A 15,969-nucleotide genomic window follows, 5' to 3' on the forward strand; every position below is an offset into this window, starting at 1 on the left:
ATTCCGCTTATGTTACACATGCCATCAAAATTCGCCAAATTCGCGTTGTTTGCGCATTCTGGACTTGGCGAAGTTCCTCTTTTGACAAATTCGAGAACGTCCACATGACTGATAAAGTGATCACGCGATTTGCCCCATCTCCAACAGGCTTTTTGCATATCGGCAACGCCCGCACCGCCCTATTTAACTGGGCTTTGGCCAAGTCGATGGGTGGAGAAATGCTGTTGCGCATCGAAGACACGGACCGTGAACGCTCAACGGATGAGGCCATTGCTGCAATTATTTCGGGGATGGACTGGCTCGGGCTCGATTATGCGGGAGACCCAATCTATCAATCCAAAAACATAGATCGCCACACCGAAGTTGCCCTGCAACTGCTCGCCGAAGGCAAAGCCTATAAGTGTTATGCCACGCCAGAAGAACTCACTGAGATGCGCGAAAAGGCGAAAGCGGAAGGCCGCCCGATGGTCTACGACCGGCGTTGGCGCGACCGTCCAGAAGGCGATGCACCTGTAGGCGCGCCATATGTTGTGCGTGTAAAAGCGCCAACTGAGGGGCAGATTGTTGTGCACGACAAAGTGCAAGGCGATGTGACTTTCAAGGCTGAAAATCTGGATGATTTCGTGATTTTGCGATCAGACGGCACCCCAACATATTTGTTGGCAGTGGTGGTTGATGACCACGATATGGGCGTTACCCATATTATGCGTGGCGACGACCATCTCGTGAATTCAGCGCGTCAGATCACAATCTACAATTCAATGGGTTGGGATATCCCTGTGATGGCCCACACCCCGCTCATCCACGGCCCTGATGGTGCAAAATTGTCAAAACGTCACGGCGCACTAGGCGTAGAAGACTATCGTCGCATGGGGTATTTGCCTGAAACCATCCGCAACTACTTTGCCCGATTGGGTTGGGCACACGGCGATGATGAAATCTTTTCATCAGATCAGTTTGTCGAGTGGTTCTCATTTGCCGGCCTAAATAAAGGCGCTAGCCGTATTGATTTCGCAAAACTTGAGAACATGAATGCCCACTACATCAAGACCTGTGATGATTCACGACTTTATGACTTGATGGTCGCATTGGCGGAAGAGTTGAACGATGAATTCGCGCTCAATGGACTTAAGGGACACGCGGACACCGTGAAGGCGGCCCTTCCCGCACTCAAAACCCGGGCCAAAACAATTGTAGAATTGGTCAAGTCTGCTGAGTTCATTTATCCAGCACGTCCACTCGAATTTGAAGAAAAGGCTAAGGCGGCAATCGAGGGCGATGCCCTAGAGATATTGCGCAGCGTCGAACCTGTGTTGGAGGGGCTAAACGACTGGTCGCATGACGGCATTGACGCTGCATTGCGCGCATTCGCAGAATCCCAAGATCTTAAATTTGGCAAGGTAGCTCAACCGCTTAGAGCCGCTGTTACGGCCAAAAATGCATCTCCAGGTTGTTTTGATGTGCTCTTGCTGCTGGGTCGCGATGAAACTTTGTCGCGTTTGCGCGAAACAACTGCGGTATAAACACGCATATTGTGTCTGGTTTGGCGTTCATCGCTTGCGATTTTGCGCCAAATCCGATACCTCATGCACAACCTGATTTGCAGGTTTCGACGATGCTAACGTTTGTGGGGACGATTTGCTGAGTCTTTTTTTTGAAATCTTGAAGGAGGCCTCTTAATGACCGATCGGATTGCAAAATTAGAAATTGATGGCAATAGCTATGAATTCCCCATAATTTCAGGATCAGTTGGTCCTGACGTTATCGATATCCGCTCCCTTTATGCCCAAACCGGGCACTTCACATTCGATCCTGGATATACATCTACCGGTTCGACTGAATCAGCAATCACTTACATTGACGGTGGCAAAGGTACACTTTTGTATCGCGGTTACCCAATCGAGCAATTGGCTGATAAATCAAGCTTCTTGGAAGTTGCATATTTGCTTCTCAAAGGCGAACTGCCTTCTAAAGAAGAATTTGACGTTTTCTCAGACACAGTGACACGCCACACCATGTTGCATCAGCAAATGGTGAAGTTCTTCGAAGGCTTCCGCCGCGATGCGCACCCAATGGCAATTGTTTGTGGTGCTGTTGGCGCTATGTCAGCGTTCTACCACGATTCAACTGACATCACTGACCCTGAGCAGCGCACAATTGCGTCTCACCGTTTGATCGCTAAAATTCCTACAATCGTAGCTTGGGCTTATAAATACTCAATTGGGCAACCATTCGTGTATCCACGCAACGATTTGGACTACGCCTCAAACTTCTTGCGCATGTGCTTTGCCGTACCGGCTGAGGATTATGAAGTATCTCCAACCATCGCGAAAGCAATGGATCGGATTTTCACACTTCATGCTGATCACGAGCAAAACGCATCGACCTCGACTGTGCGTCTTGCTGGTTCATCGCACGCAAACCCATTTGCATGTATCGCAGCTGGTGTCGCGTCACTTTGGGGACCTGCCCACGGCGGTGCAAACGAAGCTTGCTTGCAGATGCTACGCGAAATTGGCACTGTTGATCGTATTCCAGAGTTTGTGGCACGCGCTAAAGACAAGTCCGATCCGTTCCGTTTGATGGGCTTTGGACACCGGGTTTACAAAAACTTTGACCCGCGTGCGACCGTTATGCAGCAAACTGCCAAAGAGGTTCTTGCCGAACTTGGTGTTGCGAATAACCCAACATTGCAAGTGGCCCAAGAGCTTGAGCGGATTGCGTTGGAAGACGAGTACTTCATCGAGAAGAAACTCTATCCAAACGTAGACTTCTACTCTGGCATTATTTTGGACGCGATTGGCTTCCCAACTGAAATGTTTACAGCAATCTTTGCCTTGGCACGGACTGTTGGCTGGACATCACAGTGGGCTGAAATGATCGAAGATCCAAAACAAAAAATTGGTCGTCCACGTCAGCTTTACACTGGAGCGACGTCACGCGATTATGTGGAAATTTCTAAACGCTAAGAAATTAGCGAAAGAACACATTCTGCAGCATTTTGACGGGGAGCCTTTGGCTCCCCTTCTTTCATTTTCGCCCGCATTTCCTCAAGCCCTTCGCGCTGCATTGCCATTGGCGCATCACTTCCCAAAAGGCTTTGCGTCTCGCGCAATATCTGCGGCGCCAGATCACGTGTACCAATGACCTCAGGAATGATCTTTCGACCAACAACAATATTGTTCAAATTGATCAATGGACGGCCATGATCTTCGTAATTCTTGATCTGCTTTGGTTCCGCCAAATAACTTGTCACATGCGGAACATCTGCAAATCCAAGCTCCAACGTCACTGTGCCCGAAACGGCAATAGCCATTTTTGATCTAACAAGAAGTGACTTGAACTCTTCGCGTCCTTCGCCGATTTCCACGTCGGGATCATTCAACAGTTTTTCAACCAGCTCTTTTCGTCCCGGCGCAGCCGCCAACCCTAGCGTTTGTTCGCCATGCATCTGCTTGAGCCAGTTCAGTGCAGACTTCATCTCCCGCAAATTGCGTTTGATTTCACTTTCGCGGCTTCCAGGCAGCAGAAGAAAATGATCTCTGGGTGATCGATGTAGTTCCTTGAGGCTGAGCTGCTCGGCCATGTGACCAACATAGGTGCATTTCGGACCATCCAACTCCGCAAAAACACGCGGCTCAAACGGCAATACACCCAAAATCTCATCATAGAGTGGTTTTATTTCCTTCGCGCGCTCTGGCTTCCAGGCCCACACGGACGGCGCCACATATAGGATGATCTTGGCATCGGGCAAACGCTTGCGCACACCGGCAGCAACACGATTTGAAAACTCCTGCGCATCCACCAGCACGACAATGTCAGGCTTTTGCGCGACAATGGCATCAACGGTTTGTTTTAAACGATACAGCAACAATGGCAAACGCAAATAGACGTCACGCCACCCCATAACAGCCAAATCAGACATTGGAAAAAGTGATTTCAGGCCGGTTGACGCTAACGCAACACCGCCAACGCCGCTAATTTCAACTTCTGAATGTTGGCGCAGTTGATGCACCAAGTCAGCGCCCAACTGGTCTCCAGAGCTTTCACCAGCAACGATGAATAGTCGCACCTAGCCCCACCCAACCACACTAATTTTGTGCTCTTCGGCCATCTTGGAAAACATCTCACGTTCCGCAATCAAACACTTTCCACCTTCGACCACAATGGCGCCGATGCCAGCATCTGCACACATTTCAATTGTCCTTGGACCAATGGTTGGCAAATCGCCCAGCCCACTTTGCTGTGGTTTTGCAACTTTAACGAGCACCATTTCACCTTTAGTAATGCGTATGCGGTCAGCAATTTCCTTTGCCCGTGACAAAAGACTGTCGGTGCCCAACGCATCTTCTGCAGCGATCGGTCTGGTTGCATGAAAAACAACCGACTGACCCAGATCAGTGCGCGCGATAGATCGAGCAACACGTATCAACTGCTCAACATCGCTAGCCTTTGCCGCAATCGAGGGCCCAGCAATGTCTCCAGTCAACGCCAACAATTCCGGGATCAGTTCGTGAATGCCTTTGATGTCAACACGCGCGTCTTTAGCTATAGTCCGGTATGCAGTTTCCAAACCCATGTCGCTAACATCGAGTTTGCCCTGATAATGCTCAACAAGATACTTGCCAACATTGGCGCGCAACTGCGGAGACAAATCAACGTTGCCCACAGCGCATAGCGTCGTTATGCCGTCAGCACGTAAGCGATCGATAAGCTCTAGTGGCTGACCCACATCGATATTTTTGGTTTCATCAGCCGATTCACCAACCATCGACCAAACGCAATACGCACCATCGTAGTGTGCCTTGATCGCTTGTTGAGCCGCATTGGCCAAATCGCCGCGCCCAACCAAAAGGGCAAGCTTAGTCATGATTGTCCACGCCGTTTTTAGGCATACATAGCGAGCGTTCAGATGGTTTGCGGACAAACGATACTACGATATCGACAAGCTCGTGCCCTTCAAAAATCTCCGCGGCATCCTCTACACGCTCGCGCAATGTACCTTCATTTGAAAAGATCATCCGGTACGCGGCACGCAGTGTATGAATTTCTTCACGGTCAAAATTGCGTCGTTTTAGGCCAACAAGATTTAGCCCACCCAAATAGGCACGGTTGCCCAGAACGGATCCAAACGGGATGACGTCGTTTTCAACCATACTCATGGCGCCAACGATTGAGTGCGCACCAATACGCACAAATTGATGCACGCCACTTAGCCCACCAACGATGGCATGTTCATCCACTGTCACATGGCCTGCAAGCGCAACGTGATTTACTAGGATCACGTGGTCACCTAAATGACAATCATGGGCAACATGTGCACCTGCCATCAGCAACACATCATTGCCAATGCGCGTTTCCATACCGCCGCCACTGGTGCCCGGATTAATCGTCACGTTTTCACGAATTGTGCATCGGTCACCAATGACCAGTCGGCTACGTTCGCCCGCATATTTCTTGTCTTGTGGCTGATGCCCGACAGATGCAAACGGAAAAATCTCGCAGCCGCTGCCAATCTCAGTTTCACCAGCAATGGCCACATGAGAATGCAATACCGTGTCGTCACCCAGCGTCGTCTTGCCTTCAACAACAGAATATGCGCCAACGCTGACATTATTGCCCAGCGTCACCTCATCGCCAATAATAGCGGTTGGGTGGATCAAACTCATTGATCCTCTTCTCGTACGATCATTGCCCCAACTTCAGCTTCAGCAACGACCACACCATTCACAATTGCTTTTGCTTCGTAGCGCCCGACATTGCGGCGTCGATGAGCTTTCTTAATGTGATATTCCAGAACATCGCCTGGTTCAGTTGGCTTGCGAAACTTTGCCTTGTCGATGGTCAAAAGGAAAACTGTATATTTGTCGCCCTTCTTTTGCTCCTCAGCAATAACAATCGCCCCAGCGGTTTGCGCCATACCCTCAAGGATCAAAACACCTGGAAAAATCGGTTTGCCCGGAAAATGGCCTTGGAAAATCGGCTCATTGAACGTGATATTTTTAATACCTGTAGCGGACTCATCACCATCTACATCGATGATCTTGTCGATCATCAAGAAAGGATATCGGTGTGGCAAACACTCCAACACACGACTAATATCCAACGCCGTCATCTCACGCTCTGTCATAAAGCACCCCGTTACTTTTTTGTGCGAACCAACCGCCGGATGGCCGCCACCTCTTTGCGCCACATTTTTATCTCTGTTGCTGGCGAGCCACCAACCATGCTGCCCGCTGGTACATCTTTGGTGACCAACGAACAAGCATATACTACAGCCTTATCGCCAACTTTCACCTTGTTCGATATGCCAGCGCGACCCGCAAGCAAAACACCATCGCCCAAAACCACTGAACCTGCCAAACCAACATGTCCTGACAATTGGCAAAAGCGCCCAATAACCGAATTATGGGCAATTTGAACCAAGTTATCAATTTTTGTTTGTTCACCAATCACTGTATCGTCAAGCGTTCCTCTATCGATGCTGGTGTTGGTTCCAATTTCGACACCATCTTGAATAAGCACACGCCCCAACTGCGGTATCTTTTGTGGACCAGACGCGGTGGGAATAAACCCAAATCCATCAGCACCGATGCGAACACCCGAATGAATGAGGTTGTCGTCACCAATGTGTGCAAAATAAATCGAAACACTATCCGCAATGCGCGTACCCCGACCAATAGTGACGCCCCGCCCCAAAACAGAATTGGGGCCAACGGACACATTGTCGCCGATCTCAACGCCAGGACCAACCATCACATTTGGCGCAAGATCACATCCCTCGCCGATCGTTATCTCACCAGCATCAAGCGCTTCGCGCCAGGGCAATAGATCCAGATATTGCCCGCGCAACGCATCTTGGTAGAGAACACCAACGAGCGATGTAAACGCCTTGTAGGGATTTGGGGAAACAATGACCTGTACACCGTCGGAACAATGTTCCACCAAGTCTTTGGTGACAATTACAATGCCCGATTGCAGCGTTTTCAGTCCGTCGACATAGGCCTTGTCACCCACAAAGCCCAACTCGCCCTCAGTCAAAAAGGGAACTGTGCCGGCACCGACAATGTTCTGCGCCATGTCGGCGCGGCTGAAATCGCAGTCCAACTCACCAGAACAGGATGACACCAACGCGCTGAGCGTGGGCTGGTCTTTGAGCGGAAAAAAACGGGTATCAACCATTTGGCGTCCTAAACAAAAAGGATCGCAGATTGTGTCCGCGATCCCTTTATACCGTCAAGTTTATTGTTGCTTAGAACAATGTCTGAATTGTAAGCGCAAACACTTGAGTATCGTCTGCTGTGTCTTTGTCGATCACATGAGCAAAGTCGCCGCGCAACGGACCAAGTGGAGAATCCCACAAGATACTTGCACCAACCGATGTACGTGTTTGCACGCCATTGCCACTGGTGATCAACGCGCCGTCTAGGCCAGAGGCGCCGAGATATGCAGCGTCTGCCCAAACCGCACCAGACAAGCCATAAGCTTCAGGCACAACTGGAAGCGGGAACTCAACTTCAGCCGACACTGCAACATATTCCGTCACACCAAGAACGTTTGTGCCATTCTTCGGACCAAAGCCGTATGACTTGAAGCCACGGATGATCTGTGGACCAGGTACAAATGTTTCTGTTGGGTGCACAGTGCCGCCACCAAGTTCGTTGATCATGCCAGCTTGACCTTTGATGCTGGCGATAACGCCATGATCAGGCAGTACAGGAATGTAGTAGCGGCCTTTTACTTCTGTCTTCAGCAAGTTGTGGTCGATACCCACATATTGCTGTGTCAGGTTCAAAGCAAAGCCTTCACTTGGGTCACGCTGATTATCAACGTCAGTGTAATTCAAGCTATAGCCAACGAATGCTTTGTTCACAGCGCCGCCAAGCCCTGTGATGTAAGTCGGCGCATCAGCATTGGTATCTGTGTAGGTCGTCTGATCGAAACCAGCGAACAATGAAGCACTCAGATTATCCACAACCGGTGCACCTACGCGAACCTGGAATCCGGTTGAGTCTGTACCGTAGTTATAGTTGGTGCCTTCATCAATTGTACGGCGATAAGCATCGATGCCAGCAGACACATCCAAGCCCATGAATTTAGGCTCTGTGAATGAGAAATCATAAGTACGGCTACCGAAAGTACCACCAACAGCAAGTTTCAGGTGCTGACCTTTACCAAGGAAGTTGCGTTCTTCCAAAGTCAACTCAACACCAAAGCCGGATTGTGGTGAGTAGCTTGCGCCACCGCCCCAGCTACCTGTTGATTTTTCTTCAACCACAACGTTGATCACAACGCGGTCTGCAGACGTTCCTTGTTCCACGTTCACTTGAACGCGAGAGAAGAAACCGAGCGCTTGCAACGCTTCACGGCCAGCAGCCAAGAATGTGCGGTTAAATGGATCGCCTTCAGCAAACTCGAATTCGCGACGAATTACGAAATCACGTGTGCGTGTGTTGCCGTAAACATTGATACGTTCAACATAAAGACGCGCACCCTCGTCCACCAGATAAGTCACATTGAAGCGTTTCGCTTCCACATCACGGTCAAGACGCGGGCGAACCTCTGCGAAAGAGAAACCCTGGTGAGCCGCATCACGCGACATGTCAGCCGCAGAACGTTGAAGCGCAGTAAGTGAATAACGACGCCCTTCTTGTGTACGAATTGAAGATTTCAGCGCCGCAGCATCAAGACCGGCAATGCTGGTTTCAATGTCAATATTGCCAAATTCGTAACGTTCACCCTCATCAATTGTGAAGTTGATGAAGTAAGCGTTGCGATCAGCATCAAACTCCGCGACTGCAGAAAGCACCTGCGCATCAGGGAAGCCACGATCAGCATAATACAAGCGAACGAGTTCGCTATCTACGCTCAGTTTGTCTTCGTCATAAACATCGTCACGGAAGAGCCAGCTCAAAAGATGTGATTCATGCGTACGCAAAATCGCCTTAAGCTGCATATCACCGATTGACTGGTTTCCTGTGAAACTAATCTTCGCAATGCTTGCGCGATCACCTTCGTTGATAACGAACGTAACCTTGATGCGTGAATTATCGCCAATCTCTGTGCGGGTTGTCACAGAAACAGAATTAAATCCTGCTTGATCATAAGCAAGTTCGATATTACGGGCGTCTTGGGCAACCGCAGCCTCGGTATAAACACCACGAGACGAAATCTCGATCATGTCCGAAAGCTTAGCATCAGAGAATTTATTGTTGCCTTCAAACAATACCGAAGAAACGATCGGGTTCTCTTTAACAACAATACGCAATGTATTGCCAGACATTGAAACGCTAACTGAAGAGAACAATCCGCTCTGATAAAGAGCATCAATCGATTCGTCGATTTTTGACGAAGTTGCGTTGTCACCTTTTCTTAGCGCCAAGAATGAAATCACTGTGCTGTCGTCCACGCGCACATTCCCGGTCACACTAATCGTGCGAACGGTGGCAGCGTAAGCGGCTTCAACACCAAGTAAACCGCTGATTTGTGAAGGCATTAAAGGTGCGCCTACCACCAGCATTAAACCCAAAACGAGACTTGGTATAAGCTTTGCTTTTGCAATCATTGTTCCCTGACGCCTTTCAGCACTTCCCGCGCAAACACAGCAACCCCTGCCGTTTGCGACACTAACTCCATGATCTGTTTTACTGTTTCTTAAGCCAAACGCAAGACCAAATAGACCTTTACGTTACCAAAAGATGTGCACTGCACCCCTTGCGCAACACTTTCTAAACACCTAAGCGAACAGATCAAATTTTAAAAAACGTCGTTGAATACGGAAAACACCATCAACGACAAGACGAGGAACAAACCAAAACGGAAACCCATTTCTTGGATTTTCGGACTTAAGGGCTTGCCGCGCACAACTTCATACAAATAGTAGACCAAATGACCGCCATCCAACATTGGTATGGGGAATAGGTTGAATATACCAATATTCAACGAAAGAAGCGCCATCAGATTGATCAGGGTAAAAATCCCGATTGAGGCCGCCTCACCTGATATTTTTGCGATCTTAACTGGACCGCCAAGCTGGTCAACATCACCTTTGCCAAGAATAAGCTCGCCCAAGAACTTAAATGAGCGGTCAACAATCAAAACCATCTCATCGAAGGTGATAAACACCGCTTCGACTGGACTTGGCCGAACAAAAATAACATCCTCTTGCTCCGCTGTGCGCGAAACACCTAAATAGCCAATTCGAGAAACATTGCCGAAACGATCTGTGCGCTCAGTAGAACCAGTGACCACATTCAAGCTAACATTTTTTCCGGCACGCTCGACTTCAATTGCTATTTCTCGCTCTGGGCTGGTCGCCACGATACGCTGAAAATCGCCGAAGCTTCTAATCAGATAGCCATCCACACGAACAACTTTATCGTCTGACATCAATCCAGCAATCTCAGCAGGCGACTGTGGCTCAACGCCGTCAATTGTTGCCTCAAGCGTATAACGGCCTAGGCCAAGCAACAGGGCATAAAGCACGATGAACGTAAAAATGATGTTTGCAATTGGCCCAGCAACGACAACGGCGATACGTTGCCAAACATTTTTGTAATAAAACAGAGTGGATCTGGTTTGCGGATCAATTTGGCCAAGTTCTTTATGATCGGGAACGCTTGCAGCATTCATGTCACCCAAAAACTTGACATACCCGCCCAACGGAATAGCGCATACCTTCCAACGGGTGCCGTTCTTGTCATTGAAACCAACTAGCTCGGGTCCAAAACCAATGGAAAACACCTGCACAGCAATGCCATTCCATCGCGCAACAAGGTAGTGCCCCATCTCGTGAACAAACACGATGATGGTCAACACCGCAAGAAACGGCACGATCACTGAAAAAAACGCAATCAGGTTTTCCAAAACTTATCCTTCATGTTCAAAAAAGCAGTCGTTAGCATCTGCTACCAAAGCAGCACGCCCTCGGCGACATGATCCGATGTGAAATGCGCGACGCCAATAAAATACAACAGCACGGCACCCACCGTAAAACTATCAATCCGATCCAGAATGCCACCATGGCCTGGTATAATATCGCCGCTATCTTTGATCAAAAAATGGCGCTTTAGTGCACTTTCAACCAAATCACCAAGTTGGGCAGACACGCTAATCGCTGCCGAAATCAAAGTTCCAATCCAGATTGGGGAGTTCATACTTGGCAGCAACAGGTTTCCAAGCGTCCAAACGATTGTGCCACCGATCGTACCAATAATTAGTCCACCAATAGCGCCTGACCAGGTTTTGGATGGCGATACAATTGGCGCGAGCTTCTGTCCGCCAAACTGGCGTCCGGCGAAAAATGCACCACTATCGGTAAGCCAAATCACAGTCGTCAGATATACGGTTGCCAAAATGCCAAGATTTGTATCTCCGCGTAACGCAAGAACACACAACCCAGCAAAGCCAAGAAAACCGGTCGCCAGTCCTGCCGTTGGCCACTTCCCCCAACGGTCACTCAATATGGTGGTCGCAAACGCGGTGAATATGAACAATCCAAGGCTGCCCCAAAATCCAATCGCGGGGTAAGCGATGGACGACATGGCCAACATACCCATGGTAAAATAGTTGAACCGTGTCAGTTTCCCACCATTGGTCATCATTGACCATTCATGATAGGCGACCACAAGCACCCCGGCGATCAAAGCTGCAACAGCTAAATGCCCAATAAAAATAGCAGCAGCCACAATTGGGATAAGCGCGATAGCAGACACAAGTCTCTGCCGCAAATCACCCCAGTTACGCCCTGCATTAGCAGTAGCCGATCTCTCCGTCTCCCCAGACAATCTCAACTACCCCACACATCCAAAACGACGCTTGCGGTTTGCATAAGCGTCGAGCAAGCTAATAAATGATGTGCGATCAAAGTCGGGCCAAAACTCTTCCGAAAAAACGAATTCTGAGTAGGCCGCTTGCCACAGCAAGAAATTTGACAACCGTTGTTCACCACTCGTGCGAAAAATTACATCAGGATCAGGCAGTTCAGCGGTATAAAGCGCTGAACTCAACTGCTCTTCGTCAATTTCGTCGATACCAAGCGAACCATCTGCCACGCGCGCTGCAATGGCTTTCACCGCATCCACTAACTCTGTTCGGGCGCCATAATTGAAAGCAACATTCAACTGCAAGCCAGTACAATGCGCGGTGCGGCCCTCCGCATCGCTTATCATTTTGAGCACAGATGCACTCAACCCATCGCGGCTGCCCAAAATACGAATGCGGACATTGTTTTTAACAAATGTGCCGACATCTGAGGCGACGAATTTTTTCATCAACCCCAGTATCGTATTCACTTCGTCTTGGGGCCGTTGCCAATTCTCCGAAGAGAAACTGAAAATGGTGAGATATTTAATGTCAAATTCGACAGCACATGTAATGAGGCGCCGTAGCGCCTCAACACCAGCTCTATGGCCCTCAGTGCGGTGTTTGCCCCTCGCCTGCGCCCAGCGACCGTTGCCATCCATAATCACGCCAATATGCGCCGGCAACTGTTCCGGCGCAAATTCTATAGCGGATGATTTGGCGAGGGCACTGTCCATACGAAAGGCTTCCGTCAGTTAGACCTGCATGATGTCGGCTTCTTTGGCCGCCAAAAGCTTGTCGATTTCTGTGACCGCGCCGTCAGTAAGTTTTTGCACTTTTTCAGATTCTGCGTGCATATCATCTTTACCGATGTCGCCATCTTTTTCCAATTTCTTCAAAGCATCCATACCGTCACGACGAATGTGACGAACTGCAACTTTGGCCTGCTCAGCATACTGATGCGCTACCTTGGTCAATTCCTTGCGACGCTCTTCATTCAGTTCCGGCAATGCAACGCGAATAAGCGTTCCTTCTGCGGCAGGATTAAGGCCGAGATTGCTTTCGCGGATACCTTTTTCAACAGCTTGGGTCATAGACTTGTCCCAAACTTGAACTGTCAACAAGCGCGCGTCCGCCGCTGAAACAGTCGCAACCTGGCTAATCGGCATTTTCGAACCATAGGCGTCAACCATCACAGGCTCCAACAGACTGGGACTTGCCCGACCTGTGCGCAAACCGCCAAATTCAGATTTCAAAGCCTCAATTGACTTCTTCATCCGGCTATCAAGATCACTAATTGAAAATTCTGACATTTCTTCTTCCTTTATTCCGCACTTCCAGTGACCAACGTTGAAACCGCCGTTCCATCGATCACCGCACGCACGCCCCCGTCAACATCGAGCTGATATACATATATCGGCAGATTGTTGTCTCGCGCTAGAGCAAATGCAGCCATATCCATGACTTTCAAGTCATTTGCAATCACATCGTCGTAACTAATGCGATCATATCTCTCCGCGTCCGCAACTTGTTTAGGATCTGCAGAGTACACGCCGTCAACTTGGGTACCCTTAAAGAGAGCATCACATTGCAACTCAACAGCCTTCAGTGCTGCAGCGGTATCCGTTGTGAAAAATGGGTTGCCAGAGCCACCGGCGCAAATCGTTATCTTGCCTTCGGCCAAAGCGCGACGCGCATCACGTACAGTGAACGTGTCCGCAACAGCAGGCATTGCAATGTTTGAATAGACTTTGGCCTGACCACCACACCGCTTGATCGCATCACCAAGAGCCAGCGAGTTAATCACGGTTGCGAGCATGCCCATATGGTCACCAACCACACGGTCAGCACCACCAGCGGCAACAGCCATGCCGCGGAAGATATTCCCCCCGCCGACAACAATTGCCACTTCTAAACCTGATTTGGAGAGGTCCCACAGTTGCTTTGCAACTTGGTCTAAAAATTCGGGTTCAATCCCAAATGAATTGTCTCCGGCAAGTGCTTCGCCGGAGACTTTAATCAATATACGCTTAAGCGAATGAGAGGCCATTGCCACCCCAACCTTTTGTTACACAATGAGAAAGAGAATCTCTTTGTGCAAAGGTTAGGCTGTACCAGCCGCTGCTGCAACCTCAGCTGCAAAGTCTGCTTCTTCTTTTTCAATGCCTTCACCGATTGCAAAGCGAACAAATTCTGTCACTTCAACTGGTGCACCAGCATCTTTTTCAGCAGCTTTCAAAACGTCTGAGATTTTGCTCTCGCCGTCGATTACATAGGTTTGTGATAGCAAGCAAACTTCTTCGTAGAATTTGCGAACGCGACCTTCAACCATTTTCTCAACGATGTTTGCAGGCTTGCCAGATTCGGCAGCTTGCTCAACAAACACAGCGCGCTCTTTTTCAACAACAGCAGGATCAACGCCATCTTGCGAAACAGCCAATGGTGCTGGATCGGCCGCTGCAACGTGCATCGCCAATTGACGACCCAAAGCAGCCAAACCATCGGTCTTGCCTGTTGTTTTCAAACCAACAAGAATACCGATTGCGCCCATACCTTCACCAGCTGGGTTGTGGATGTATGAGCCAACAATGCCGCTTTCAACTTCGATGCGAGCAGAACGACGTAGGTTCATGTTCTCACCGATTTTTGCAACTTTTTTGGTCACTTCTTCAGCAACTGAATGATCAGCACCTGGGAAGTTTGCAGCAGCAAGACCTTCAACGTCAGCGCCTTCGGTCAAAGCAACTTTAGCGATTTCGCCAACCATTGCTTGGAACTCATCGTTACGCGCAACAAAGTCAGTTTCTGAGTTAACTTCAACAACAGCACCAACATTGCCATCAGTCGCAACAGCAACAAGACCTTCAGCCGCAACACGGCTCGCCTTTTTCGCAGCTTTCGCCAAGCCTTTTGTACGCAACCAATCAACCGCAGCGTCCAAATCACCATTGGTTTCGCCAAGTGCAGTTTTACAATCCATCATGCCTACGCCGGTCATCTCGCGTAGTTCTTTAACAAGAGCAGCTGTGATAGCCATATTATCACTCCTTCTTGCCGGACAGAGCCGGCAATTCAAATTTCAATCTGTGGCTTATTAAGCGCGAATTATGACGCTGATTTTGCAAGCTCTGCAGCTTGACCCAACCAACCGTCACGTTCAATGCGGCCTTTAAAGCTCAAACGCTCATCAACATTTGCAATGTCTTCTGCGGTAAATGCCGCAACTTGCGCATATGTGTAAATGCCAAGCTCGTTCAATTTACCTTCAAGCACTGGGCCAACGCCTGAGATTTTTTTCAAATCATCAGCTTCGCCTTCAGGCTTTGCAAACAATGGTGCGTCCGCAGCAACTTCTTCAGCCGCAGGTGCAGCTTCAACAGCAGGAGCTTCTTCAGCTACAGCTTCAAGAACAGGTTCTTCCTGAACCTCAACCGCTTCACCCAAATCCACACCGAACTGTGAAGATGAACGTGAAATGCCGTCCAAAGCAGCTTTTGAAACCAATGAGCAATACAACTCGATCGCGCGAGCAGCGTCGTCATTACCAGGAATTGGTAGGTCAACTGACTCTGGGTCACAGTTTGTATCTGAAATCGCGATCACAGGAATGCCCAAACGGCGTGCTTCATGCAATGCAATTGCTTCTTTGTTGGTATCAATAACGAACAACAAGTTAGGCACATTGCCCATGTCTTTGATGCCGCCAAGATCGCGCTCAAGACGCTCTTGCTCGCGTGAACGCTGCAAACGTTCTTTCTTAGTCAAACCAGCAAGGTCTTGGTTTTCTTCCAATTCACGCAAACGCGCAATTGACTTAGAAATTGTTTGCCAGTTGGTCAGCATGCCGCCGAGCCAGCGTGAGTTCACATAATATTGCGCACATTGCTGAGCAGCTTCAGCAACAACTGGTGCCGCCTGACGCTTTGTACCCACGAACAATACACGACCACCTTCAGCAACAGTATCAGAAACCATCTGAAGTGCACGGTGCAAAGCTGGAACCGTTTGACCGAGATCCAAAATGTGGATGTCGTTACGAACACCAAAGATGAATTTTTCCATCTTTGGATTCCAACGGTGTTTTTGGTGACCGAAGTGTACGCCCGCTTCGAGCAATTGACGCATAGAAAAATCTGGAAGTGCCATTAGCCTTCTCTCCTTTTAAAC

General features: G+C 49.1%; 15 protein-coding genes. 2 read left to right on the forward strand and 13 right to left on the reverse strand.

Translation table 11 applies throughout. The annotated features are described in order from the left end of the window. Window positions 1-104: 104 nt before the first annotated feature. Both gltX and gltA read left to right on the forward strand, forming a co-directional pair. Window positions 105-1,523, forward strand: coding sequence for a glutamate--tRNA ligase (gene gltX, locus QQL65_RS13665; RefSeq protein WP_284365451.1), 1,419 nt, complete (start codon window positions 105-107; stop codon window positions 1,521-1,523). Window positions 1,524-1,679: 156 nt separating this feature from the next. Continuing rightward, window positions 1,680-2,969: a citrate synthase gene (gene gltA, locus QQL65_RS13670; RefSeq protein ID WP_284365453.1), complete on the forward strand. Its 1,290-nt coding sequence runs from the start codon at window positions 1,680-1,682 to the stop codon at window positions 2,967-2,969. Here the strand turns inward: gltA and QQL65_RS13675 are convergent. The 13 genes from QQL65_RS13675 to rpsB form a co-directional block, all read right to left on the reverse strand. Continuing rightward, window positions 2,966-4,072 (reverse strand): lipid-A-disaccharide synthase, encoded by a 1,107-nt coding sequence (locus QQL65_RS13675; RefSeq protein ID WP_284365455.1) that lies wholly within the window; start codon window positions 4,070-4,072, stop codon window positions 2,966-2,968. The genes gltA and QQL65_RS13675 overlap by 4 nt on opposite strands. After that, window positions 4,073-4,870, reverse strand: coding sequence for a UDP-2,3-diacylglucosamine diphosphatase LpxI domain-containing protein (gene lpxI, locus QQL65_RS13680; RefSeq protein WP_284365457.1), 798 nt, complete (start codon window positions 4,868-4,870; stop codon window positions 4,073-4,075). Further along, window positions 4,863-5,669, reverse strand: a complete 807-nt coding sequence (gene lpxA / locus QQL65_RS13685) for an acyl-ACP--UDP-N-acetylglucosamine O-acyltransferase (protein WP_284365458.1) — start codon at window positions 5,667-5,669, stop codon at window positions 4,863-4,865. Before lpxA ends, lpxI begins: the two co-directional genes overlap by 8 nt. Beyond that, window positions 5,666-6,130, reverse strand: a complete 465-nt coding sequence (fabZ, locus tag QQL65_RS13690) for a 3-hydroxyacyl-ACP dehydratase FabZ (protein ID WP_284365460.1) — start codon at window positions 6,128-6,130, stop codon at window positions 5,666-5,668. Before fabZ ends, lpxA begins: the two co-directional genes overlap by 4 nt. An 11-nt stretch (window positions 6,131-6,141) precedes the next feature. Beyond that, on the reverse strand, window positions 6,142-7,182 hold the full coding sequence (lpxD, locus tag QQL65_RS13695) for a UDP-3-O-(3-hydroxymyristoyl)glucosamine N-acyltransferase (RefSeq protein WP_284365461.1): 1,041 nt from the start codon (window positions 7,180-7,182) through the stop codon (window positions 6,142-6,144). Between the two features lie 70 nt (window positions 7,183-7,252). Continuing rightward, window positions 7,253-9,496, reverse strand: coding sequence for an outer membrane protein assembly factor BamA (gene bamA / locus QQL65_RS13700; RefSeq protein WP_284365463.1), 2,244 nt, complete (start codon window positions 9,494-9,496; stop codon window positions 7,253-7,255). Between the two features lie 260 nt (window positions 9,497-9,756). Then, window positions 9,757-10,866 (reverse strand): RIP metalloprotease RseP, encoded by a 1,110-nt coding sequence (gene rseP / locus QQL65_RS13705; protein WP_284365466.1) that lies wholly within the window; start codon window positions 10,864-10,866, stop codon window positions 9,757-9,759. A gap of 41 nt (window positions 10,867-10,907) precedes the next feature. After that, window positions 10,908-11,714 (reverse strand): CDP-archaeol synthase, encoded by an 807-nt coding sequence (locus QQL65_RS13710; protein WP_284365468.1) that lies wholly within the window; start codon window positions 11,712-11,714, stop codon window positions 10,908-10,910. A 78-nt stretch (window positions 11,715-11,792) separates the two neighbouring features. Then, entirely contained in the window at window positions 11,793-12,539 is a 747-nt protein-coding gene (gene uppS, locus QQL65_RS13715; RefSeq protein ID WP_284365470.1) for an undecaprenyl pyrophosphate synthase, read from the reverse strand. Window positions 12,540-12,557: 18 nt separating this feature from the next. After that, entirely contained in the window at window positions 12,558-13,115 is a 558-nt protein-coding gene (gene frr / locus QQL65_RS13720; RefSeq protein WP_284365472.1) for a ribosome recycling factor, read from the reverse strand. Window positions 13,116-13,126: 11 nt separating this feature from the next. Then, on the reverse strand, window positions 13,127-13,852 hold the full coding sequence (gene pyrH / locus QQL65_RS13725) for a UMP kinase (RefSeq protein ID WP_284365474.1): 726 nt from the start codon (window positions 13,850-13,852) through the stop codon (window positions 13,127-13,129). Window positions 13,853-13,906: 54 nt separating this feature from the next. Continuing rightward, window positions 13,907-14,839: a translation elongation factor Ts gene (tsf, locus tag QQL65_RS13730; RefSeq protein WP_284365476.1), complete on the reverse strand. Its 933-nt coding sequence runs from the start codon at window positions 14,837-14,839 to the stop codon at window positions 13,907-13,909. Between the two features lie 68 nt (window positions 14,840-14,907). After that, window positions 14,908-15,948, reverse strand: coding sequence for a 30S ribosomal protein S2 (gene rpsB / locus QQL65_RS13735; protein WP_284365478.1), 1,041 nt, complete (start codon window positions 15,946-15,948; stop codon window positions 14,908-14,910). Window positions 15,949-15,969: the final 21 nt, after the last annotated feature.

It is taken from the genome of Maritalea porphyrae (assembly GCF_030159895.1).
GTDB classification, from domain to species: domain Bacteria; phylum Pseudomonadota; class Alphaproteobacteria; order Rhizobiales; family Devosiaceae; genus Maritalea; species Maritalea porphyrae.

What these genes read in the sequence shown, in the direction of transcription:
- bamA (WP_284365463.1), bottom strand. Translation starts at nt 9,496, where the DNA reads ATGCCTTCACAAATCAGCGGTTTACTTGGTGTTGAAGCCGCTTACGCT.
- pyrH (WP_284365474.1), bottom strand. Translation starts at nt 13,852, where the DNA reads ATGGCCTCTCATTCGCTTAAGCGTATATTGATTAAAGTCTCCGGCGAA.
- gltA (WP_284365453.1), top strand. Translation starts at nt 1,680, where the DNA reads ATGACCGATCGGATTGCAAAATTAGAAATTGATGGCAATAGCTATGAA.
- tsf (WP_284365476.1), bottom strand. Translation starts at nt 14,839, where the DNA reads ATGGCTATCACAGCTGCTCTTGTTAAAGAACTACGCGAGATGACCGGC.
- fabZ (WP_284365460.1), bottom strand. Translation starts at nt 6,130, where the DNA reads ATGACAGAGCGTGAGATGACGGCGTTGGATATTAGTCGTGTGTTGGAG.
- lpxI (WP_284365457.1), bottom strand. Translation starts at nt 4,870, where the DNA reads ATGACTAAGCTTGCCCTTTTGGTTGGGCGCGGCGATTTGGCCAATGCG.
- gltX (WP_284365451.1), top strand. Translation starts at nt 105, where the DNA reads ATGACTGATAAAGTGATCACGCGATTTGCCCCATCTCCAACAGGCTTT.
- frr (WP_284365472.1), bottom strand. Translation starts at nt 13,115, where the DNA reads ATGTCAGAATTTTCAATTAGTGATCTTGATAGCCGGATGAAGAAGTCA.
- rpsB (WP_284365478.1), bottom strand. Translation starts at nt 15,948, where the DNA reads ATGGCACTTCCAGATTTTTCTATGCGTCAATTGCTCGAAGCGGGCGTA.
- lpxA (WP_284365458.1), bottom strand. Translation starts at nt 5,669, where the DNA reads ATGAGTTTGATCCACCCAACCGCTATTATTGGCGATGAGGTGACGCTG.
- uppS (WP_284365470.1), bottom strand. Translation starts at nt 12,539, where the DNA reads ATGGACAGTGCCCTCGCCAAATCATCCGCTATAGAATTTGCGCCGGAA.
- lpxD (WP_284365461.1), bottom strand. Translation starts at nt 7,182, where the DNA reads ATGGTTGATACCCGTTTTTTTCCGCTCAAAGACCAGCCCACGCTCAGC.